Origin of the sequence: Intrasporangium zincisolvens, from assembly GCF_034724055.1 — a bacterium.
Classification (GTDB): Bacteria; Actinomycetota; Actinomycetes; order Actinomycetales; family Dermatophilaceae; genus Monashia; species Monashia zincisolvens.
Genome location: NZ_JAWIIL010000006.1, coordinates 11,516 through 32,991, shown reverse-complemented (window position 1 = coordinate 32,991; position 21,476 = coordinate 11,516). Strand labels below are relative to the sequence as shown.

Below are 21,476 nucleotides of genomic sequence, written 5' to 3'. Positions count from 1 at the left end.
CGTGTGGGAGGCGTCCGCGGGCACCCCGGACCGGACGGTTAGGGTCGGGCCATGACGGTGCGTCGGATCATGGGCCTGGAGACCGAGTACGGCATCTCGGTGCCCGGCGACCCGCTCGCCAACCCGATGTTCCTCTCCGGTCAGGTCGTCAGCGTGTACGCCGCGGCCCAGGGCATCCGGTCCAACCAGTCGAGCTGGGACTACGCCTTCGAGGACCCGCTGCGCGACGCTCGCGGCTGGCAGCTCGACCGGCAGACTGCCGACCCGAGCCAGCTGACTGACATCGAGGACCCGACCCTCGCCAACGTCGTGCTGACCAACGGCGCCCGGTACTACGTCGACCACGCCCACCCCGAGTACAGCTCGCCCGAGGTCACCCTGCCGCGCGACGCCGTCACGTGGGACCGCGCCGGCGACGCCGTGGCCCTGGAGTCGGTGCGGCTGCTGGCCTCCCGCCCGGGGCAGGCGCCGGTCAACCTCTACAAGAACAACGCCGACGGCAAGGGCCAGTCCTACGGCACGCACGAGAACTACCTCATGCCGCGCCGGACACCGTTCGCCGACATCGTGCGCCACCTCATCCCGTTCTTCGTGACGCGCCAGGTGATCTGTGGCGCCGGACGCGTCGGGCTCGGCGTCGACAGCAGGGGAGCGGGCTACCAGATCTCCCAGCGCGCCGACTTCTTCGAGACGGAGGTCGGCCTCGAGACCACCCTCAAGCGTCCGATCATCAACACCCGCGACGAGCCGCACGCCGTCGCCGACCGCTACCGGCGGCTGCACGTCATCATCGGCGACGCCACGCACCTCGACGTCTCGACGCTCCTCAAGGTCGGCACGACCTCGCTCGTCCTCGGCATGATCGAGGACGGCCACCTCGCCGCCGACTGGTCGGTGCGGCGTCCCGTGGCGGCCCTGCAGGCCGTGTCGCACGACCCCGGGCTCACCGAGAGGGTCGAGCTCGTCGACGGGCGCACGATGACGGCCCTCGACGTCCAGTGGATGTACCTCGAGGCCGCCCGGAAGTGGCTCGACGCGCGGGGCGACGACCCGGTGCCTGAGGCCACCACCGAGGTCATGACGCTCTGGGAGGACGTCCTGACGCGTCTCGGCAGCGACGTCTGGTCGGCCGCGAGGATGGTCGACTGGGTCGCCAAGCTGCGCCTGCTCGAGGGGTACCGCTCGCGCGACGGTCTCGCCTGGGACGACCACCGGCTCGCCGCGATCGACATCCAGTGGGCGGACGTGCGCCCCGAGAAGGGCCTCGTGCACCGCCTGCGCGACCGCGGCAGCACCCTCGAGCTCGTGACCCCCGAGCAGGTCCGGGCCGCCCGCACGATGCCGCCCGAGGACACCCGGGCGTGGTTCCGTGGCGAGTGCGTGCGCCGGTTCACGCCGCACGTGTTCTCGGCCAGCTGGGACTCCGTCGTGTTCGACGTGCCCGGGCACGCGAGCCTGCAGCGCGTGCCGATCCTCGACCCCGAGCGCGGTACGCGCGCCCAGGTGGGCGGGCTGCTCGAGGAGAGCGAGGACGTCGCCGCCCTGCTGCGTGGGCTCGCGACGCCCGAGTAGCGCCGAGCAGCACCACTGGCCGGTGCGGCGCCGCCCGGATGGTGCTCGGTCGGACAGGGCCCACACGTTAGGGTCGTGGTGAGCGATGAGCCCACCTGTCTGCCGGGCTCACCAACATCCAGGAGGTCGCCATGCCGGGTCAGGAGCACGCCAAGCCGCAGCGTCGTGAGGACGACCCGCCGGAGGCGCCCGACGCCCCGCCCGCCGCCCCTGCGGGCGCCGCGGTCAAGGAGGGCCTCGACGACGACATCGACAACGTCCTCGACGAGATCGACGGCGTCCTCGAGTCGAACGCCGAGGAGTTCGTCCGCGGCTTCGTCCAGAAGGGCGGCCAGTGACCCCTCCCGCGCCGGGCCGCCCACGACGCCTGGACGACGCCTACCTCGCGGCGGGCTCGTCCTCCTTCACGGAGTTCGTGTCGGCGTTCCGGCCCGAGCTGCTGCCCGCCGGTCGCCCGCTGCCGGTCGGCACGAGCATCGAGGCCCCGCACGGCACGACGATCGTCGCCCTCCTCTTCGAGGGCGGCGTCGTCATGGCCGGCGACCGCCGGGCGACGATGGGCAACCTCATCGCCAACCGCGACATGGAGAAGGTCTTCGTCGCCGACGAGTACAGCGTCGTCGGCATCGCGGGCACGGCCGGCATCGCCGTCGAGCTGGTGCGCCTCTACCAGGTCGAGCTCGAGCACTACGAGAAGATCGAGGGCACGATCATGTCCCTCGAGGGCAAGGCCAACCGCCTGGCCTCGATGATCCGCGGAAACCTCGGCCTCGCCATGCAGGGCCTCACCGTCGTCCCGGTGTACGCCGGCTACGACCTCGACTCCGGCATCGGGCGCATCTTCTCCTACGACGTCACGGGCGGGTGCTACCCGGAGGGCGGGCACCACTCGACCGGCTCCGGGTCGGTCTTCGCCCGGGGCGCGCTCAAGAAGCTCTGGCGCCCCGGCATGGGCGAGGACCAGGCCGTGGCCATCGCCATCGAGGCCCTCTACGACGCCGCCGACGACGACTCCGCCACGGGCGGTCCCGACCTGGGCCGCCAGATCTGGCCGACGGTCTCGGTCATCGACCACGCCGGTGCGCGGTTCGTCGGCCAGGAGGTCCTCGAGGGCCACGTCCAGCACGTCGTCGCCGCCCGCCGCGACAACCCCGGAGGTGCGCGATGAGCATGCCGTTCTACGTGCCGCCCGAGCAGGTCATGAAGGACCGGGCCGACTTCGCGCGCAAGGGGATCGCGCGCGGCCGGTCGGTGGTCGTCCTCGGCTACGACGACGGCATCGCCTTCGTCGCGGAGAACCCGTCGCGGGCCCTGCACAAGGTCTCGGAGATCTACGACCGCATCGCCTTCGCGGCGGTCGGGCGCTACAACGAGTTCGAGAGCCTGCGGGTGGCCGGCATCCGTTTCGCCGACCTGCGCGGCTACTCCTACGACCGCGCCGACGTCACGGCGCGGGCCCTGGCCAACAGCTATGCCCAGACCCTCGGTGCGGTCTTCACCCAGGAGTCGAAGCCCTTCGAGATCGAGATCGTCGTGGCGGAGGTCGGGACCTCCGTCGACGACGACCAGATCTTCCGGCTCACCTACGACGGCTCGGTGGCCGACGAGCGCGGGTTCGTCGTCATGGGTGGTGCGAGCGACGCCGCCGAGGAACGGATCGGCACGCGCTGGCGTCCCGGCCTCGACCTCGGTGAGGTCCTGCGCCTCGCCGTCGAGGTCCTCGGCCAGGGTGAGAACGGGGACCGGCGCATCCTCGACGCGTCACAGCTCGAGGTTGCCGTGCTGGACCGTGCGCGGCCGCGCCGGTCCTTCCGACGCGTCGTCGGCCCCGTCCTGACGCGCCTGCTCGAGGGAGCCACGCCGGTTCCCGAGGCGGCCGGGACGCCGGAGGCGCCGGAGGCGCAGGCCGGGACGGTGGCGCCCGACGCGTCAGGCGACGACCCGACGACACCGGCGCCGTCCTGACCGACCGCGTCGACGACGGAGGCCGCCCACCTGCTGGTGGGCGGCCTCCGTCGTGTCCCCGGCCGGATCGTGAGCTGCCGGGAGTGGCGTGAGCGGGTGTCAGCGTCGCGTGCCGACGGTCCCGCGCTGGTAGTACGACGCCTGGTCCGAGCCGTAGGACGCCTTGCCCTCGGCGCTCTCCTCGGCGTCGGCCTCGGACGTCTGGTCGTCCTCGTCCGACGCGTCGGTGCCCTCGGCCTCGTCGCTCGCCTCGGCGACGGGGGCGTCGTCCTGGGCGTCCTCGTCGGTCGCGTCCGCGGCGTCCTCGGCGTCCGCGGCGGGCTCCGGCTGCTGGGCCTCGGCGATGGCCTCCTCGGCCGGCGAGGGCGTCGCCTCGACCGGCGGCGTGGCGTTGGCCGGCTTCTCCGGGGTGCCGAGGCTGTCCATGAGCGCGCCGCCACCGAGGGTCGCGAGCATCTGGCGCACGTTGGTCAGCTGAGCCGTGATGCTGTCGCGCTGGGCCGTCGCCGCCGAGAGCTCGCGGTCGGACTCCTCGCGCAGGCGGGAGGAGTGGTCGCGGGCCTCGGAGACGATCTGGTCGGCCTGCGACTGGGCGTTCTCGAGCAGGCGCTGGGCGCGCGTGCGCATCTCCTGCGCGTCGTGCTCGGCGCGCTCGCTCAGCTGGCGCAGGCGCGAGTCGCTCTCGGAGAACGCCGCCTCCTGCTGCTGGCGACGCTGGTCGAACTCCTTCTCGGAGGCGTCGCGGCGGGCGGCGAGCTTGACCTCGAGCTCGGCCGAGGCCTGGGAGGCCTTGAGACGGTGGTTCTCGTACTCCGCAGCGGCCTCCTGGCGCTGGGCCGCCGCGACGCTCTGGGCCTCGGCGAGCACGGCCTGCGCCTCGCGGTTGGCCTGGGCGATGATGCGCACCGACTCCTCGTCGGCCCGGGCGCGCGCCTGCTCGGCGTAGGAGGTCGTCGTCGACTTGAGCTCGTTGGCGGACTTGCCTGCCCGCTCGCGGATCTCCTCGGCCTCGGCCTGGGCCTTGTCGCGGATCTCGGAGGCCTCCTGGTCGGCGAGCGTCAGGATCTGGGCGATCCGCTCACCGAGGTCGGCGAAGGTCTGCGCCGGCGTCGGGGAGCTGTTCTTCTTGAGGTCGGCCATGACCCGCGACTGCTGTCCGAGCTGTCCGCGCAGGTCGGTCAGGGCGGCGTTGAGCTTGGTCAGCTCGACGCTGCGCTCCGCGGCATCCTTCTTCGCCGCCTGGAGGGTCCGGTTCTGCTGCTCGATGAACGAGTCGACCTCCTCCGGCTCGTAACCGCGGCGGGCGAACTTGAAGTTGGGTCTGTCGATCATTTCCGTCCAATGCAGGGAGGTGGAGGGGGGCGTGAGGGGACAGCCGTCATTGTGTCAGGCCCACCCCGGTTGGTATCACACCGACGGACGCCCAGTGAGACGGCACGGTGAATCGTCTCGCGACCGAGACACTCCTCAGGATGGGCGGGTCAGTGACGCGTCAGTGCAGGCGCACCCGCGGGTCGAGCACGGCGTAGACCATGTCGACGACGATGTTGGCGACGACGACGGCGAGCGAGGCGAACAGGACGATCCCGATGATGACCGGCAGGTCCTGCTGGTTGATCGCGTCGATCGCGGTCTTGCCGAGCCCCGGGAGCGAGAACACCGTCTCGGTGACGACGACGCCGCCGAGCAGGGCGCCGACGTCGATGCCGAACTGCGTCACGACCGGCGTCAGGGCGGCCCGCAGCCCGTGCCGGAGGATGACACGCCGCTCGCCGATGCCCTTGGAGCGGGCGGTGCGCACGTAGTCCTCGCCGAGGACGTCGAGCATCGAGGCGCGGGTGAGCCTCGTGTACGTCGCCGCGGACACGAGGGCGAGCGTGAACCAGGGCAGGATCAGGTGCTGGACCCACGGCCAGAAGCCGTCGGTCAGGGGCGCGTAGCCGCCGGCCGGGAAGAAGTCGATCCCCGCGAGGGTGAGCCGGAAGTAGAAGAAGTAGAGGAACAGCAGGCCGAGCAGGAAGGTCGGCATGGAGTAGAAGAACAGGCTGAAGGCGGTCAGCGACCGGTCGAGGGCCGAGCGGGGCCGGATCGCCGACAGGACGCCGTTCGTCACCCCGAGCACGATCCAGATGATGGCGCCGCCGACGACGACCGACAGGGTGATGGGCAGCGCCGCGCCGATGATCTCGGTCACCGGCACCTGGTGGTAGTAGTCGTAGCCGAGGTCGCCACGCACGGCCTTGCCCAGGAAGTCGAGGTACTGCTTCCACACCGGCTGGTCGAGCCCCAGCCGGTGCGAGATGAGGGCCACGGTCTCCGGCGTCGCCTGGCGTCCGGCGAGCGTGCGCGCGACGTTGTTGGGCGCGACGAAGAACAGCGCGAAGACCGCGACGGTGATGAGCCACATGACGAGCACGCCGAGGGCGATGCGGCGGACGAGGAACCGGGACATGTCAGCCTCCTACTCTGCGGCCTTCTCGACGGTGCCGGCCTCGATCGCGATGCTGCTGGCCGGGGTCTCGACGGTGCTGGCCTGCACCTCGGCGGTGATCCGGTCGGCCCTGGGGTCGAAGGCGTCGCGGATGCCGTCGCCGAACAGGTTGAAGGCGAGCGTCGTGACGAGCAGCGCCAGGCCGGGGAAGACGACGAACCACCAGGCCACCGTGTAGTAGTTCTGCGAGTCGCTGATCATGCCGCCCCAGTCGGCGGTGGGGGGCGGCAGGCCGAGCCCGAGGAAGCTCAGCGTGGCCTCGACGACGATGACGACGGGGATCAGGAGCGAGGCGTAGACGATGACCGGCGCCAGGATGTTGGGCATGACGTCGACGAACATGATCCGGGTGTCCGAGGCGCCGAGCGATCGGGCGGCCTCGACGAACTCGCGCTCCCTCAGGGACAGGACCTGGCCCCTGACGATGCGGGCGACGGACGCCCAGCTGAAGAAGCCGATGACGAGCACGGTCACGAGCAGGCTCGGACCGGTGATCGACACGAGGGCGACCGCCACGAGGATGAAGGGGATCGAGAGCACCACGTCGATGAGGCGGGCGAGCACGGTGTCGACGATGCCGCCGAGGAATCCGGCAGCGAGCCCGATGATGACGCCGATGACGACGGTCAGGGCGGTCGCCACGACGCCGACGAGGAGCGAGATCCGCGCGCCGTAGGCGATCCGGACGAAGATGTCGCGGCCGAGGTCGTCGGTGCCGAGCCAGAACTCGCTCGAGGGTGGGGTCGGCAGGCCGTCCGGGGTCAGTCCCGTCTGCCGGTACTGCTCGTTGACCGGGTGGCCGGTGATCGCCGTGGCGAGCGGCGCGAACACGGCCATGAGGATGATGAGCACGATGACGACGAGCGAGATCATGGCGACGCGGTCGCGGCGGAGGCGCTGCCAGGCCAGCAGCCACGGGCTGCGGCCCTCGATGGCCCGTTGTGCCGTGCCCTCTCCGCCCTCTCCCGGGACGGGCGGTTCTGGCGCGACGTCCTCGCTGGACGCCGGCGTGGGCAGGATGCCGCTCACGGTTGCTCACCTCCTGTGGTCGTCGTGGCGTCGGTGCCGCCGGTGTCCGCGGCCCCGGGGTGGGCCGTCAGGTCGGGCAGGGCCGCCGCGTCGCTGACGAGCTCCTCGCCGGCGGCCAGCGGGTGGAAGCACGCGGTCCGGTGCTCCGGCGGGTCGTCGAGCACCGACTCGAGCGGTGGCTCCGATGCGGAGCAGTCGGCCTGGGCGCGCGGGCAGCGGGTGTGGAAGTGGCAGCCGGGCGGGGGATCGGTGGGGGAGGGCAGGTCGCCGACGAGGATGGTCTGGCTGCGACTGTCGGCGACGTCGGGGTCGGGGATCGGCAGGGCCGACAGCAGTGCCCTGGTGTACGGGTGTCGGGCCGTCGAGAAGAGGTCCTCCGTCGCGGAGATCTCGACGACCTTGCCCAGGTACATGACGGCGATGCGGTCGCTGACGTGCCGGACCACGGACAGGTCGTGGGAGATGAACAGGTACGTCAGGCCGAAGTCGTCCTGCAGGTCGATGAGCAGGTTGATGACCTGGGCCTGGATCGACACGTCGAGGGCCGAGACCGGCTCGTCGCAGATGACGAGGCGGGGCTGGAGCGCGAGCGCCCGGGCCACCCCGATGCGCTGGCGCTGGCCGCCGGAGAACTCGGCCGGGAACCGGTTGTAGTGCTCGGGGTTGAGCCCGACGCGCTCCATGAGCTCCTGCACGCGCTTCTTGATGTCCCGGCCCGAGCCCATCCCGTGGATGACGAAGGGGTCGCCGATGATCGACCCGACCCGTCGCCGCGGGTTGAGCGAGCCGTACGGGTCCTGGAAGATCATCTGCACCTCGCGGCGCACGGCGCGCAGGTCGCGCCGCTGGAGGTGGGTGACGTCGCGACCGTCGTAGGTGATGGTGCCGTCGGTCACCTCGTACAGACGGGCGATGCAGCGGGCCAGGGTCGACTTGCCGCAGCCCGTCTCGCCGACGAGGCCGAGCGTCTCGCCGGCGCGGATCTCGAGCGACACGTCGTCGACGGCGTGCACCGCCGCACCACCACGCCGCCACCCGCCGGAGTGGACGGGGAAGGTCTTGGACACGTGGTCGACGGTCAGCAGCGGCGCGTCCGGGGAGCGCCGCGTCGTCGTGGTCGCCGGGGCTTCGGGGTTCGCGGTCATGCCGGCTCCTCCTGCCGGTCGGGGGTGCGGCGTTCCGGTGTGCCCGACCGGCCGAGCGAGGCGCTGTCCTTGGGCAGGAAGCACGCCGACGTGTGCTCGGGGTCGTTGGCGACGGGCTCGAGCACCGGGAGCTCACGCCAGCACCGGTCGAACGCCTCTGGGCAGCGCGGTGCGAAGGGGCACCGCGTCGGTGGGTCGATGAGCGAGGGCGGGGTGCCGCCGATCGGCGTCAGGCGCGCCCGGGTGCCGCCCTGGGCCGGCAGCGAGGCGAGCAGACCACGGGTGTACGGGTGGTGGCCGAGGTAGAAGATGGTCCGCCGCGGGGCACGCTCCATGGCGCGGCCCGCGTACATGACGACGACGTCGTCGGACATCTGCGCCACGACACCGAGGTCGTGGGTGATCAGGACGATCGCGGTGCCGAACTCCTCCTGGAGCCGGCGCATGACCCCGAGCACCTGGGCCTGGACCGTGACGTCGAGCGCGGTCGTCGGCTCGTCGGCGACGAGCAGGGCTGGGTCGAGCGCCATCGCCATGGCGATCATGGCGCGCTGGCGCATGCCGCCGGAGAACTGGTGCGGGTAGTCGTCGAGCCGCCCGGCCGCGTTGGGGATCCCGACGAGGGCGAGCAGCTCGGCCGCGCGGGCCCGGGCCGTGGCGGTTGCCGTGTCAGGCCGGTGCGCCTTGATCATCTCGACGATCTGCCAGCCCACCGTGTAGTAGGGGTGCAGGCTCGAGAGCGGGTCCTGGAAGATCATCCCGATGCGGGCGCCTCGGATGCGCTGGAGCGTCTTGGCCGGCGCCCCGAGCAGCTCGACGCCGTCGAACGTCGCCGATCCCGACACGCGCGCCCCACGCGTCAGTCCGGTGATCGTCTGCGTCGCGACGCTCTTGCCGGAGCCCGACTCGCCGACGATGGCCAGGGTCGTGCCGCGCTCCACATGGAAGGACAGGCCGCGCACGGCCTGCACCACCCCGTCGGGCGTGTCGAAGGAGACGGACAGGTCGCGCACCTCGAGCAGGGCCATCGGATCGCCTTTCCGGAGGGTTCCCCGTGGGCCCGGAAGGGGCCCACGGGGACGGCGGGTGGGAGTGTGACGGTCGGGGTCGTGGACCGTCAGCCACCCTGCTTGTCGGCGGTCAGCCACACGTTCGTCGGGTCGTAGTTCTGCATCGACGGCACGTAGACGGGGTTCATCACCTGGCTCGCGTGGTAGTTGGCCTGCTTCGGGTTGGTGATGGGGAAGAACGGTGCGTCCTCCATCACCTTGCGGTCGGCCTTGGCCCACAGGGTGGCCGCGCCCTCCTGCGTCGGTGCCTCGGCGGACTGCTGGATGAGGGCGTTCGTCCCCGGGTTGTCGTAGAGCCCGAAGTTGCTGCCGACGGGCGGGAAGGAGGGCTCCCCGGAGAACAGCGGGTTGAAGAACGACAGGGCCGCGTTGCCGTACCAGTCGGCACCCCACCCGGCCACCGCGAGGTCCCAGACGCCGCGCTTGGCGACCGAGGGCACCTGCAGGTACTTGGTGTAGAAGTCGGCGTTCGGCGAGGGCACGCCCTGCACGGTGATGCCGGCCTTGGACAGGTCCTGCTGGGCCGTCTGGAACACCTTGCTGCTGCCCTGCGAGGCGTTGCGGTAGAGCATCTTGACGGACAGACCGTTGGGGAACCCGGCGTCGGACAGCATCTGCTTGGCCTTGGCCGCGTCGTACGGGTAGAGGTCGAAGTTCTGCTCACCGCCGACGATGACCGAGGGGAGCACGTGGCTCAGGGCCTCGTTGAGGTTCGGCCCGCCGAGCACCTGGATGAGGTTGGTCCGGTTGAGCGCGTACTCGATCGCCTGCCGCACCTTGACGTTCTGCATCGCCTTGTTGTTGCTCGGCGAGGCCGTGTTGAAGACGATGTACGGGTTCGACGACGCCGACGGCCCGATCGTCAGGTTCGGGTCCTTCTTGGCGATGAGCGCGGGCAGCTGGGAGGGCGGCGGGAAGTTGTCGAACTCCATGTCGGCGCTCGGCGTCCCCGTCTGCAGCTGCTGCTGGGTCGAGTCCTGGGTGACCGTCTCGTTGATGACGACCTTGTCGACGTAGGCCTTGCGGACCGGGTCGGTGGCGCCGTCCCAGGCCGGGTTGCGGCTGAAGTTGATGCTCTTCGTCGGGGTGTACGAGTCGATCTGGTACGGGCCGTCCGACAGGGTGTGCTGGCCCAGCTCGGCGCTGCCCGGCAGGTAGGCGTCCCACTCCTTCGGCGCGGGCGAGAACGCCGCCAGCGTCAGCATGTCGACGAAGTAGCTGGCCGGGTTGTTCAGCGTGAAGACGACGGTCTGGTCGTCCTTGGCGACGACGCCGGGCAACGGCGTCTTGTCCATGTAGGCCGCCAGGGCCGACGGCGTCTTGCCGGCGTTGGCGAACCCGTCGCAGAAGGCCTTGAACCCGGCGATGAGGTTCTGGTAGTCGGGCAGTCCGCCGAAGGGCTGCACCGGGTTGCACGTGCGCTTGACCCCGCGCACCATGTCGGCCGCCGTCACCTGGCGGGGCGGGGAGGTGTTCCACTTGGCGCCCGAGCGGATCTTGATCGTGTAGACCTTGCCGTCGTTGCTGATCCCGCTGCCCTGCGTCGGAACCGCCTCGGCCAGGTCGGGCACCGGCTTGGTCGTCTGCCCGTCGAGCGCCGGGTAGGTGAACAGCTGCCGGCTCCACAGCCGCAGGGCGAGGTAGCCGATGGAGTAGTAGCTGACGTTCGGGTCCATGTAGTCGACGTCGCCGCTGCCGAGCATGTTGAGCGTGCCGCCCTTGACCGGCGTCGCCGAGGAGCCGCCGTTGGCGCCGGTGGTGGTGCCGCCGGTTCCGCCGCTGGACGTGCAGGCGGCGAGCGTGAGAGCGCCGGCGGTCACGGCCGCCATGGCGCCCACTGTCCACGTCCTGTGTGGCATCTCGTTCTCCCTTGGTGTCGGGGTCACCGACCGCCGGCCGGTGCGGCCGCCGGTGGTGCGGCGGCCGTCGTCGCCACGCTAGGCAGGTGGAGGTCCTGCGCCGAGGGCGTCCGCGGCGATGTCACGAGATCGCAAAGTGACCGTCACACAAGCGGTCCCGGTGGTCACGCAGCCGTCACGGACCGACTCGTCTTCCGGCCCCTCGACGGACGCCGACGTATATTGACGCCATGGGGCGACGGGTGCTTCTCGTCGAGGACGACGCCCGCGTCAGGCGCGTCCTGCGGCTGGCCCTCGAGGACGAGGGCTTCACGGTGCTGGAGGCGGCCGATGGCCGGCAGTGCCTCGAGCGGCTTGCCGAGGGCGAGCCGGACGTCGTGCTGCTCGACCTCATGCTGCCCGACCGCGACGGCTTCTCGGTGTGCCGCGAGGTGCGCCGAGGCAGCGAGGTGCCGGTCATCATGGTCACGGCGCGCACCGACAGCCACGACGTCGTCGCCGGCCTCGAGTCGGGCGCCGACGACTACGTCACCAAGCCCCTCGTCGCCAAGGAGCTGGCGGCCCGCATCCGCGCCCTGCTGCGACGCACCGAGCCGCTGCTCGGTGGCCGCGCGCCGCGCCAGATCGTGTCCGGCGACCTCGTCATCGGCGTCGAGGAGGGTGTCGTGACGCTCGCCGGAGCCCCGGTCGGCCTGACCCGCACCGAGTTCCGGCTCCTCGTCGAGCTGGCCACGGCGGAGGGCCGCATCTGCAGCCGGGAGCAGCTGCTCGACCGGGTCTGGGGCTACGACTACTTCGGCGACAGCCGCATCGTCGACGTGCACATCCGGCGGCTGCGCACGAAGGTCGAGCGCGACCCGGCCAACCCGCGGCACGTCGTCACGGCTCGGGGCCTCGGCTACCGGCTCGCAGGCTGAGGCGGCGAACGTGCCTGCGGCGCAGAGCGTCTCGCGCCCACGGCGTCGGGCGAGGCCGTGGCGCGCGCTCTCCCTCCGGGCCCGTCTGGAGCTGTCCTTCGGACTGCTGGCGCTCGCCATCTCGGCGCTGCTCTCGGTCGTGTCGTGGGTCGTCGTGTCGCGCTACCTGCTCGCCCAGCGCGAGCAGGTGGCCGTCACCGAGACGGCGTTGGACCGCGCCTCCCTGGAGGCGGGCCTGTCCCGGCCGGGCGCCTCGCCGGCGTCGGTGGTCAGCGGGCTGCCCTCGAACGACGCCGCGGCGTCCGTGGCTTTCGTCGACGGGCGTTGGTACGGCACGAAGTCGGAGCTCGCGCCGGGGGCGATCCCCGACGCGCTGCTCGCGACGGTCTCGCACGGCGAGGGCGCCACGCAGCGGGTCGGCGTCGACGGCGGCCTCTACCTCGTCGTCGGGATGCCGGTGAACCGTCCGGGCGACGCGGTGTTCGAGGTGTTCTCGCTCGTCGAGCTCGACCAGACGCTGGCGACGATGGGGTGGGTCCTCGCGTCGGTGGCCGTGGTCACGACCTTCGTCGGGGCGGCACTCGGGCGGTGGGCGAGCGGCGTCGCGCTGCGGCCCCTGACCGAGCTGACGCGGGTCGCCGGTGAGGTGGCCGGCGGTCGCCTCGACGCGCGGCTCGTGCCACGTGGCGACCCCGACCTCGACCCGCTCGCCGCGTCGTTCAACCGCACCGTCAACGAGCTCGAGCACCGGGTGCGGGCCGACTCCCGGTTCGCCGTCGACGTCAGCCACGAGCTGCGCACTCCGCTGACGACGATGCTCAACTCGATGGAGGTCATCACCAACCGGAGGGCCCTGCTCCCGGAGTCGGTCCGTGAGCCGGTCGACCTGCTCGCCGACGACCTCGACCGGTTCCGCACCCTCGTCGTCGACCTGCTCGAGATCTCGCGCCACGACGCGGGGGAGGGGCTCGTCCTCGAGCGCGCTGACGTCGGCGAGCTGACGCGTCGGGCCGCCGACGCCGCTGCCGGGCGCGCCGTGACGAGCGTCGCCGACGGCGCCGACCTCCTGGGCGCGGTCGACAAGCGACGCCTCGAGCGGGTCGTCGCCAACCTCGTCGGCAACGCCGAGACGCACGGCGGCGGCTGCCTGAGGGTGCGGGTGGAACGCGTCGGTGACGCCGCGCACATCACCGTCGACGACGCAGGGCCCGGCATCGCCACCGCCCAGCGCACCCGGGTCTTCGACCGGTTCTCCCGGGCCGGGGGCGACCCGGGCCAGGGCGTCGGTCTGGGCCTGGCCATCGTCCAGCGCCACGTCGCCGCCCACGGGGGCACGGTGCACGCCGAGGAGTCACCGGAAGGGGGTGCCCGGCTTGTCGTCGACCTCCCACTTCGCTGAGCACGGCAACGGCAACGGTCGGTCCGGTCGACCCGGCCGGCGCTGTGCCGCGGCCGTGCTCGGCCTGACGGCCCTCTTCCTGCCTGCCGCATGCACGCTGACGCCGCAGGCCGAGCCGGTCCCGCTCCAGCTGCCCGAGCCGCCGGGCCCCGACCGGGCCAGCAGCACCGCACGCACTGACGCCGTGCCCCTGACGATGCAGGTCTACCTCGTGCACGGTGACCGGCTCCAGCGGGTCACCCGGACCGTGCCGGAGGGGATCGGGATGGGGCCGGTCCTGGACGCGTTGACCCAGCCGCTCAACGAGGTCGAGCTCGCCAACGGGCTGCGCTCGGCGGTCCCGGTGTCGACGCGCTCCCTCGCGGCCGACCTCACGATGCAGGGGACGGCGCGCGTCACCGTCCCGACGGGCTTCGACCGGCTCGCCCTGCGCGACCAGCAGTTGGCCGTCGCCCAGATCGTCTTCACCGTGAGCGCCAACACGCTGGCCAGCGACGTGCAGCTCGTCAGCGGTACGCGCGTGGTGCCGGTGCCGGACGCCCGCGGTGCCCTCACGTCGACGCCGGTCGCGCGCTCGGACTACGCGGACCTCGCGCCGACCGGTTGACCCGGATCCGTCTCAGCGAGAACGGATCCCGGCGATGACGGCGAGCTCGTCGGCCCGGTCGAGCCCGGCCCTGGTGCGCGGACGGTCGAGCCCGAGGTGCTCCTCCCAGGCGAGGGCGTCGCGCACCGTGTCGGCGAGCGGGCGCTGGGCGAGGCCGAGGGACCGCGCCGCCGAGGTGTCGCGGTCCTGGAAGCCGAGCCAGTCGACGTCGTGCAGCCACAGGGGCAGCGAGCGCGGCCCCATGTACTCCTCGACCGACGCGGCTGCGAGCGCCTCGTCGCTCGCGGGCACCCGCTCGCCGACGAACCCCGACGCGTCCGCGGCCGCGTCGAGCACCGCGCCGAGCGGCGTCGTGGCCCCGGAGGCGTTGACGACGCCGGTGGTTCCGGCCAGGCCGGCCGACAGCAGCCACGCGGCGAGGTCGTCGACGTGGACCCACTGCACGGGCCTGTCGGTCTGCTCGGGCACGAGGACCGGGCCGCCGTCGCGGGCGGCGAGCGCGAAGCGCGAGGGCCAGTAGCCGAAGCGCTCGCTCGGGTCGCCCGAGCCGACGATGAGGCCCGAGCGCGCCACGAGGGCGGCGCCGTCGCGGGCGTCGAGCACCGCCTGCTCGCACGCGACCTTGCCCTCGCCGTACTGCTCGGCCGTCGCCTCGTCTGCCTCGAGAGCGGGCAGCACGGCGGCCGACTCGTCGGCGGCGTGGTCGGCGTGCGAGGCGTACACCGAGCACGAGCTGACGAACGCCCACGCGTCCGCCCGGTCCGAGAGGGCCCCCACCGCGCTGCGCACGTGCCCGGGCTGGCGGGCGACGTCGACGACGAGGTCCCAGCGCCGGTCGGGCAGGTCGGTGTAGGCGTCCGGCCGGGACCGGTCGCCCCGCACCAGCGTGACGCCCTGGGGGACCGTGCCGGACTCGCCCCGGGCCAGGCAGGTGACGTCGTGCCCGGCCTCCCGGGCGAGGGCGGCGACGCGGCCACCGAGCCAGGAGGTGCCGCCGAGGACGAGGACCGAGGACGCGGGTGAGGTCATGGCGCCAGCACACCACGCGCACGCCTCCGGCGCACCGAACGCGGCAGGTCCTACGCCGGGGGCGGAAGACGGTGCCTAGAGTTGGTGCATGGAGCGGCGGATCTTCGGGATCGAGAACGAGTACGGCGTCACCTGCACGACGCAGGGCCAACGGCGGCTCACACCCGACGAGGTGGCGCGCTACCTGTTCCGCCGCGTCGTCGCCTGGGGCCGCTCGAGCAACGTCTTCCTCGGCAACGGCGCCCGCCTCTACCTCGACGTCGGGTCCCACCCGGAGTACGCCACGGCCGAGTGCGACTCGGTGCGCGAGCTCGTCATCCAGGACAAGGCGGGGGAGCGCATCCTCGAGGGCCTCGTCGAGGACGCCCAGGGTCGCCTGCGCGACGACGGCGTGGAGGGCGAGATCTTCGTCTTCAAGAACAACACCGACTCCGCCGGCAACTCCTACGGCTGCCACGAGAACTACCTGTTCGGGCGCACCGGCGACTTCCAGCGCGTGTCCGACATGTTCATCCCGTTCCTCATCAGCCGACAGATCACGTGCGGCGCCGGCAAGGTCGTCGCCACCGCGCACGGGGCGTCGTTCGCCGTGAGCCAGCGCGCCGACCACATCTGGGAGGGCGTGTCCTCGGCCACGACCCGCAGCCGCCCCATCATCAACACCCGCGACGAGCCGCACGCCGACGCGGAGCGCTACCGCCGCCTGCACGTCATCGTGGGTGACGCCAACATGTCCGAGACGACCAACCTGCTCAAGGTGGGCAGCGCCGACCTCGTCCTGCGGATGATCGAGGCCGGCGTCGTCATGCGCGACCTGTCGATGGAGAACCCGATCCGGGCCATCCGCACGATGAGCCACGACCCGACCGGCCGCGCCACGGTGCGCCTGTCCAACGGCCGCGAGCTGTCCGCGCTCGACATGCAGCGCGAGTACCTCGACAAGGCGATCGAGTTCATCGACCGCGAGGGCATGGACAGCCCGGACACCAAGCAGGTCATCGAGCTGTGGGGCCGGGCCCTCGACGCGATCGGCGCCGGGGACCTCGGCGCCATCGAGACCGAGATCGACTGGGTCATCAAGTACCGGCTCATCGAGCGCTACCGCGCCAAGCACGGGCTGACCCTCGGCGACGCGCGCATCCAGCAGCTCGACCTCGCCTACCACGACATCAACCGCCGACGCGGCCTCCACTACCTCCTGCAGAAGCACGGCCGCGCCGCCCGCGTCTCCTCCGACGTCGAGGTGTTCCAGGCCAAGGTGCGCCCGCCGCAGACCACCCGGGCCAAGCTGCGCGGCGACTTCATCCGCGCCGCCCAGGCCCACGGCCGCGACTTCACCGTCGACTGGGTGCACCTCAAGCTCAACGACCAGGCGCAGCGGACCGTCCTGTGCAAGGACCCGTTCCGCTCCGTCGACGAGCGCGTCGAGCGGCTCATGGAGACCATCGAGCGCTCGCCGGTGGTGCAGCGGCCGCTCTGAGCGCGGGCGGTCGCACGACGACTCGCACGGGGCTCGCACGGCGACCTGTCAGGACGCTGTGGGTGCCGCCTAGGCGTCGGCGTTACAGTGGCCGGGTTTGCCGCCCCTCCGACCGGCACCGTCACTGACCGCCAGACCCGAACGGAAGACACCCCTGTGCGTTCCCACCGACCCGCGGCCCGTACCGCCGCCCTCCTCGCCCTCGCCCTGGGCGCCACCACCCTGACCGCCTGCGGCTCGCAGTCCGGCGGCTCCGGGCAGAGCACCGCGTCGAGCACCGTGGCCGCGTCGGTCGCCCTCAAGGGCGTCAGCGCGACCGGCCCCGTCGACCTCAAGACCGTCCCGAAGGTCGCCCTCGGTGCCACGCCGATCAAGAGCGCGGACGTCGAGCACAAGGTGCTGACCCCGGGCAGCGGACCCGCGGCGACGAAGGCCGACACGGTCCTGCTCAAGGCCCGCATCTACAACGGCACCAACGGCAAGCTCATCGACGACGGCTACGCCGAAGGCCGCGGGGTCGAGGGCTACCGCCTCGGTCGCAGCGACATCGTCGCGGGCTTCACCGAGGGGCTCGTCGGGGCCACCAAGGGTGGTCGCATCGCCTTCACGATCCCGCCGGCCAAGGGCTTCGGTTCGGCCGGCAACCAGCAGCTCGGCGTCTCCGGCACCGACACGATCGTCGTCGTCGCCGACGTCTCCGACGTCCACGCGAGCCCGACGAAGGTGGACGGCACCCAGGCCGCGAGCCCCGCGGGCCTGCCGACGGTCACGTTCCCGAACGGCACCGCGAAGGAGCCGAAGGTGACCATCCCGAAGTCGGCCGCCCCGACGACCCTGCAGCAGGCGACCCTCGTCGAGGGCAGCGGCCCGGTCGTCAAGAAGGGCCAGACGATCGCCGCGCAGTACCACGGCGTGCTCTGGAAGGACGGCAGCGTCTTCGACTCCTCGTGGCAGCGTGGCCAGGCCGCCGACTTCCCGATCGGCGTCGGCGCCGTCATCCCGGGCTGGGACAAGACGCTCGTCGGCAAGAAGGTCGGCAGCCGCGTCCTGCTCGCCATCCCGCCGGCCGACGGCTACGGCAAGGCCGGGAGCCCGCCGAAGATCTCGGGTACGGACACCCTCGTCTTCGTCGTCGACATCCTCGACGCGTACTGAGCGCCGGCGCACACGGTCCACGCGGTCCGCGTCCGGCCGGCTGCACGGCCGGCGCGCGGACTGACAGACTGGGCGCCGACCCCCGACCTGAGGAAGAGGAACGCAGCATGGCACTCGACCCCGACCGCACCAAGCCCGAGATCGACTTCCCCGAGGGGGAGCCGCCGGCCGACCTCGTCGTCGAGGACCTCATCGAGGGCGACGGCCGCGAGGCCAAGGCCGGTGACACCGTCAGCGCCCACTACGTCGGCGTCGCGCACTCGACCGGCGAGGAGTTCGACTCCTCGTGGAACCGTGGCGCGCCGCTCGACTTCCGCCTCGGCGTCGGCATGGTCATCCCCGGCTGGGACAAGGGCATCCAGGGCATGAAGGTCGGTGGGCGTCGCAAGCTGACGATCCCCTCGCACCTGGCCTACGGCGAGCGCGGCGCCGGCGGCGCCATCGCCCCGGGCGAGACCCTCATCTTCGTCGTCGACCTGGATGATGTGAGGTAAGAGCTCACAGACCCTGTAGCAGGCTGGCGGCGAACCGCCCCGCGACGGCCGCGCCGAGGAAACCGGCGCGGTCGTCGTCGTATCCGCGGCCCATGGTCCGCAGCGCCACGGGCGTGGCCCGCAGGGCCTCCTCGAGGCCGTCGACGCCCACCTCGCGCGCCGTGAGCCGCCCGCCCGACGCGTCGCACAGCTCGCGCGCCTCGGCGCGGACCCGCTCACCGAACGCCCCCTCGAGCACGGGGACGGCGACGTCGGCGGGCACGAGGGCGACGCGTCCGTAGGCGGTGCGGCTGTGGTGGGACACCCCGACGTGCCGCTCGCGCGGGTCGGCCTCCGAGATCCGCAGCGCGCAGACCGGGCGCCCGCCCAGGGTGCCGGCGGCGTTGACCGCCTCTCCCGCCGAGGTGCCCGAGAAGCCCCACCGGGTGCCGGTGCCGAGGTTGCCCGGCCCCTGGGCCACGATCGCGACGTCGGCCCCCGCGACGAGCCGCGCAGCGAGCAGGCCGGTGTGGACGTTCACCGCCTCGAGGTCGCCTCCGTAGGCCTGCCCGACGGTCACCGACGCCTCGAGCCAGCCGGCCTCGCGCAGCCCGGCGACCGTGCGGGAGAAGTCGATCGGCAGGGCGCCCCCGTCGGTCATGACGTAGGCGACCCGGAGCGTCGGGTCAGCGTCACGGAGGCCGGCGAGCACGGCCGGCAGGCTGGAGTGCAGGTCGGCGACGACGACCGGCATCCCGGTGAGGTCGTCGGCGTCGCGCAGCACCGCGTGGTGCTCGCTGTCCTGCTCGTCGACACCGAGCACCATGGTCTGGGTCGGGGTGTAGCGGGCCTTGACGAGGTGGCCCGGCACCGCGTGGACGTCGGCGACCGGTGCCGGCAGGGCGTCGGGCGCCGCCACGACGAGCGCCAGGCCGCCGGTGCCGAGGCCCCGTTCGAGGGCCGTCGTGTTGAGCAGGACGCCGGTGCCCGGCTCGAGCACCCCCACGGCGTCGACGTAGCCGAGGGCGCGCAGCGCCTCCCCGGACTCGAGGTCGACGGTGTACTCGACCGCGCCGGCCCAGCGCGCCCGGACCTGCGCCACGACACCCCGGCGCCACTGGATCATGGGTGAACCCTATCGATCGCATGTTCGGGTAGCGTCGGACTGCCCGGCGCCCAGCCGGTCCACGACAGCAGGAAAGGCCGTCGATGCCCGCGTCCGCCTCGGCCGAGAAGACCGAACGGCTGCTCAACCTCATCCTCGCGCTGAAGTCCGCGCGCCGACCCGTGTCGAAGCAGCGGATCCGCGAGTCCCTGCCCGCCTACGCCCAGGCGAGCTCCGACGAGGCGTTCGACCGCATGTTCGAGCGCGACAAGGACGAGCTGCGCGAGATGGGCATCCCCATCTCGACGACCGTCATCGACGTCCTCTTCGACGACGAGGTCGGCTACCGCATCGACTCGAGCGAGACGACCCTGCCGGCGATCGCCTTCGAGCCCGACGAGGTGGCCGCACTGGCGCTGGCCGCCCGCACGTGGTCGACGGCGAGCGTCTCGGGTGCCGCGTCGGCCGGTCTGCGCAAGCTGCGCCTGTCCGGCGTCGAGATCGACGAGTCGGTCGCGGCCGGTGCCGAGCCGCGCATTCGCACCAAGGAGCCGGCCTTCGAGGCGGTCCACGCCGCGGTCACGGCCCTGCAGCCGATCACCTTCGACTACCGCAAGAACGACGGCTCGGTGACCACTAGGCACGTCCAGCCCTGGGCGCTGAAGAACTGGCACGGGCGCTGGTACGTCACCGGCTTCGACGTCGACCGGCAGGACGAGCGGGCCTTCCGGCTCAGCCGCTTCGAGGGCCAGGTGCGCCGCAAGGGCCGGGCCGGGTCGTACGTCGTGCCCGCCGACCACGTGCCCGAGGTGGCGCTCGAGGCCCAGCCCGCCGAGCCGGAGGGGACGGCGGTGGTGCGCCTGCGCACCGGCCGGGGCCACACCCTGCGCCGGCACGCCGCCCGCACCACCGAGCTGGGCGGGCGCTGGGACGAGGTCGAGGTGCCCTACCGACGAGGGGTGACCGAGCGCGACGTCGTGGCCCTCGGGGTCGACGCCGTCGCGGTGTCGCCGGCCGAGCTCGTCGACGCCGTCCGGGCCACCCTCACGGGCGCCGCACGGGCTCACGAAGGGGCTCACGAAGGGGCTCACGAACGCACGGGGGAGCAGGCATGACCGACACCCGACGCGCCGCGGCGCGCCGCCCGCAGGAGACCGCGACGCAGCGCCTCGGGCGGCTGCTCGACATGGTGCCCTGGCTGCTCCAGCACCGCGGGGTGCCCATCGCCGACGCCGCGGCCGAGTTCGGCGTCTCGCCCGAGCAGGTCGTCGACGACCTCCAGCTGCTCTTCGTCTGTGGCACGCCGGGCTACGGCCACGCCGAGCTCATCGACGCCGACTGGGAGAGCGGCCACATCTACCTCGACAACGCCGACGACATCGCCGAGCCGATGCGCCTGACGCGTGACGAGGCCATCACGCTCACCGCCGGCCTGCAGGCCCTGGGCTCGAGCCTCGTCGGGTCCGACGTCGCCGAGCGCACCCTCGGCAAGCTGCGTCGCGCCGTCGCCACGACGGCCGGCGACCCCGCCGGGCGCATCGCGCTCGACCTCGACGACGGCAGCCAGCACGAGGCCATGGCCCCCCTCAAGGACGCCTTCGCGCGTGGCCGTCGCGTGCACCTGCACTACTACGTCGCCACCCGCGACGAGCGCACCGAGCGCGACGTCGACATCATGCGCATCGTCAACCTCGACGCCCAGTGGTACGTCGAGGGCTGGTGCCACCGCGCCGAGGCGGTGCGCCTGTTCCGGCTCGACCGCATCGAGGCGGTCGAGGTGCTCGAGGCCGACGGCACCCCGCCCGAGCAGGCCCGCCCGCGCGACCTCGACGACGTCTTCGTGCCCAGTGCCGACGACCTCACCGTCGTGCTCGAGGCGAGCCGGTGGGCCGCCTGGGTGGCCGACTACTACCCGAACGAGGGCGTCGAGCGCCTGGCCGACGGCTCGCTGCGGGTGACGCTCAAGGTGGCCGACCCGGCGCTCGTGCGGCGGCTCGTGCTGCGCCTCGGTGGCGAGGCGCGCGTCGTGTCGCCTCCGGAGCTCGCGGACGCCGTCGCCGGCGAGGCGCGTGCGGCCCTCGCGGCCTACGACACCGCCGGCTGACCACCGACCACCGACCGACGGGCCGTCCGCCCACATCGTGGTCAACGCGGCGTCGGGAGGCCGGTGTTCACCACGC

At 72.4% G+C, this 21,476-nt stretch carries 20 protein-coding genes; 12 read left to right on the top strand and 8 right to left on the bottom strand.

The window, feature by feature from the left end; all coding sequences use genetic code 11:
* The first annotated feature begins 51 nt into the window (after window positions 1-51).
* From dop to prcA, 4 genes are all read left to right on the top strand, one after another.
* The gene (gene dop / locus RY076_RS16150; RefSeq protein ID WP_323099902.1) at window positions 52-1,572 is read left to right on the top strand and encodes a depupylase/deamidase Dop; all 1,521 of its coding nucleotides are present in this window, start codon (window positions 52-54) and stop codon (window positions 1,570-1,572) included.
* A 131-nt stretch (window positions 1,573-1,703) separates the two neighbouring features.
* On the top strand, window positions 1,704-1,910 hold the full coding sequence (locus RY076_RS16145; RefSeq protein WP_323099901.1) for a ubiquitin-like protein Pup: 207 nt from the start codon (window positions 1,704-1,706) through the stop codon (window positions 1,908-1,910).
* On the top strand, window positions 1,907-2,740 hold the full coding sequence (gene prcB, locus RY076_RS16140) for a proteasome subunit beta (RefSeq protein ID WP_323099899.1): 834 nt from the start codon (window positions 1,907-1,909) through the stop codon (window positions 2,738-2,740). The genes RY076_RS16145 and prcB overlap by 4 nt, the downstream gene beginning before the upstream one ends.
* A complete protein-coding gene (gene prcA, locus RY076_RS16135; RefSeq protein WP_323099897.1) occupies window positions 2,737-3,537 on the top strand; it encodes a proteasome subunit alpha in 801 nt (266 codons plus the stop codon). The genes prcB and prcA overlap by 4 nt, the downstream gene beginning before the upstream one ends.
* Before the next feature lie 99 nt (window positions 3,538-3,636).
* Here the strand turns inward: prcA and RY076_RS16130 are convergent, their stop codons facing one another.
* The 6 genes from RY076_RS16130 to RY076_RS16105 all read right to left on the bottom strand — a co-directional run bounded on the left by RY076_RS16130 (window position 3,637) and on the right by RY076_RS16105 (window position 11,101).
* Complete coding sequence (locus tag RY076_RS16130) at window positions 3,637-4,869, bottom strand: hypothetical protein (protein ID WP_323099895.1); 1,233 nt, start codon at window positions 4,867-4,869, stop codon at window positions 3,637-3,639.
* A 160-nt stretch (window positions 4,870-5,029) separates the two neighbouring features.
* Window positions 5,030-5,989, bottom strand: a complete 960-nt coding sequence (locus RY076_RS16125) for an ABC transporter permease (protein WP_323099894.1) — start codon at window positions 5,987-5,989, stop codon at window positions 5,030-5,032.
* Window positions 5,990-5,998: 9 nt separating this feature from the next.
* Complete coding sequence (locus RY076_RS16120; protein ID WP_323099892.1) at window positions 5,999-7,057, bottom strand: ABC transporter permease subunit; 1,059 nt, start codon at window positions 7,055-7,057, stop codon at window positions 5,999-6,001.
* The gene (locus tag RY076_RS16115; RefSeq protein WP_323099890.1) at window positions 7,054-8,202 is read right to left on the bottom strand and encodes an ABC transporter ATP-binding protein; all 1,149 of its coding nucleotides are present in this window, start codon (window positions 8,200-8,202) and stop codon (window positions 7,054-7,056) included. The genes RY076_RS16120 and RY076_RS16115 overlap by 4 nt, the downstream gene beginning before the upstream one ends.
* On the bottom strand, window positions 8,199-9,230 hold the full coding sequence (locus RY076_RS16110) for an ABC transporter ATP-binding protein (RefSeq protein WP_323099889.1): 1,032 nt from the start codon (window positions 9,228-9,230) through the stop codon (window positions 8,199-8,201). The genes RY076_RS16115 and RY076_RS16110 overlap by 4 nt, the downstream gene beginning before the upstream one ends.
* Before the next feature lie 89 nt (window positions 9,231-9,319).
* Window positions 9,320-11,101: an ABC transporter substrate-binding protein gene (locus tag RY076_RS16105; RefSeq protein ID WP_323099887.1), complete on the bottom strand. Its 1,782-nt coding sequence runs from the start codon at window positions 11,099-11,101 to the stop codon at window positions 9,320-9,322.
* A gap of 260 nt (window positions 11,102-11,361) precedes the next feature.
* On the opposite strand from RY076_RS16105, the gene RY076_RS16100 reads away from it, so the two are divergent.
* From RY076_RS16100 to RY076_RS16090, 3 genes are read left to right on the top strand one after another with little or no spacing between them, the layout of a single operon-like run.
* Window positions 11,362-12,048, top strand: coding sequence for a response regulator transcription factor (locus RY076_RS16100; protein ID WP_323099885.1), 687 nt, complete (start codon window positions 11,362-11,364; stop codon window positions 12,046-12,048).
* 10 nt (window positions 12,049-12,058) lie between these two features.
* A complete protein-coding gene (locus tag RY076_RS16095; protein WP_323099883.1) occupies window positions 12,059-13,447 on the top strand; it encodes a HAMP domain-containing sensor histidine kinase in 1,389 nt (462 codons plus the stop codon).
* Window positions 13,422-14,054, top strand: a complete 633-nt coding sequence (locus RY076_RS16090; RefSeq protein ID WP_323099882.1) for a GerMN domain-containing protein — start codon at window positions 13,422-13,424, stop codon at window positions 14,052-14,054. Before RY076_RS16095 ends, RY076_RS16090 begins: the two co-directional genes overlap by 26 nt.
* A 12-nt stretch (window positions 14,055-14,066) precedes the next feature.
* Here the strand turns inward: RY076_RS16090 and RY076_RS16085 are convergent, their stop codons facing one another.
* Complete coding sequence (locus RY076_RS16085) at window positions 14,067-15,083, bottom strand: NAD-dependent epimerase/dehydratase family protein (protein WP_323099880.1); 1,017 nt, start codon at window positions 15,081-15,083, stop codon at window positions 14,067-14,069.
* A gap of 88 nt (window positions 15,084-15,171) precedes the next feature.
* Between RY076_RS16085 and pafA the strand changes: the two genes are divergently transcribed.
* The 3 genes from pafA (at window position 15,172) to RY076_RS16070 (ending at window position 18,212) form a co-directional block, all read left to right on the top strand.
* Window positions 15,172-16,563 (top strand): Pup--protein ligase, encoded by a 1,392-nt coding sequence (gene pafA, locus RY076_RS16080; protein WP_323099877.1) that lies wholly within the window; start codon window positions 15,172-15,174, stop codon window positions 16,561-16,563.
* A 156-nt stretch (window positions 16,564-16,719) separates the two neighbouring features.
* Window positions 16,720-17,718: an FKBP-type peptidyl-prolyl cis-trans isomerase gene (locus RY076_RS16075; protein WP_323099875.1), complete on the top strand. Its 999-nt coding sequence runs from the start codon at window positions 16,720-16,722 to the stop codon at window positions 17,716-17,718.
* A gap of 107 nt (window positions 17,719-17,825) precedes the next feature.
* Window positions 17,826-18,212: an FKBP-type peptidyl-prolyl cis-trans isomerase gene (locus RY076_RS16070; RefSeq protein WP_323099872.1), complete on the top strand. Its 387-nt coding sequence runs from the start codon at window positions 17,826-17,828 to the stop codon at window positions 18,210-18,212.
* A 4-nt stretch (window positions 18,213-18,216) separates the two neighbouring features.
* Here RY076_RS16070 and RY076_RS16065 read toward each other — a convergent pair whose 3' ends face one another.
* Window positions 18,217-19,317 carry a DUF3866 family protein gene (locus tag RY076_RS16065; protein ID WP_323099870.1) on the bottom strand — a complete coding sequence of 367 codons (1,101 nt, stop codon included), beginning with the start codon at window positions 19,315-19,317 and terminating at the stop codon, window positions 18,217-18,219.
* A gap of 83 nt (window positions 19,318-19,400) precedes the next feature.
* Between RY076_RS16065 and RY076_RS16060 the strand changes: the two genes are divergently transcribed.
* Both RY076_RS16060 and RY076_RS16055 read left to right on the top strand, forming a co-directional pair.
* Window positions 19,401-20,411: a helix-turn-helix transcriptional regulator gene (locus RY076_RS16060; protein WP_323099868.1), complete on the top strand. Its 1,011-nt coding sequence runs from the start codon at window positions 19,401-19,403 to the stop codon at window positions 20,409-20,411.
* Window positions 20,408-21,400, top strand: a complete 993-nt coding sequence (locus tag RY076_RS16055; protein ID WP_323099866.1) for a helix-turn-helix transcriptional regulator — start codon at window positions 20,408-20,410, stop codon at window positions 21,398-21,400. The genes RY076_RS16060 and RY076_RS16055 overlap by 4 nt, the downstream gene beginning before the upstream one ends.
* The last annotated feature ends 76 nt before the right edge of the window (window positions 21,401-21,476 follow it).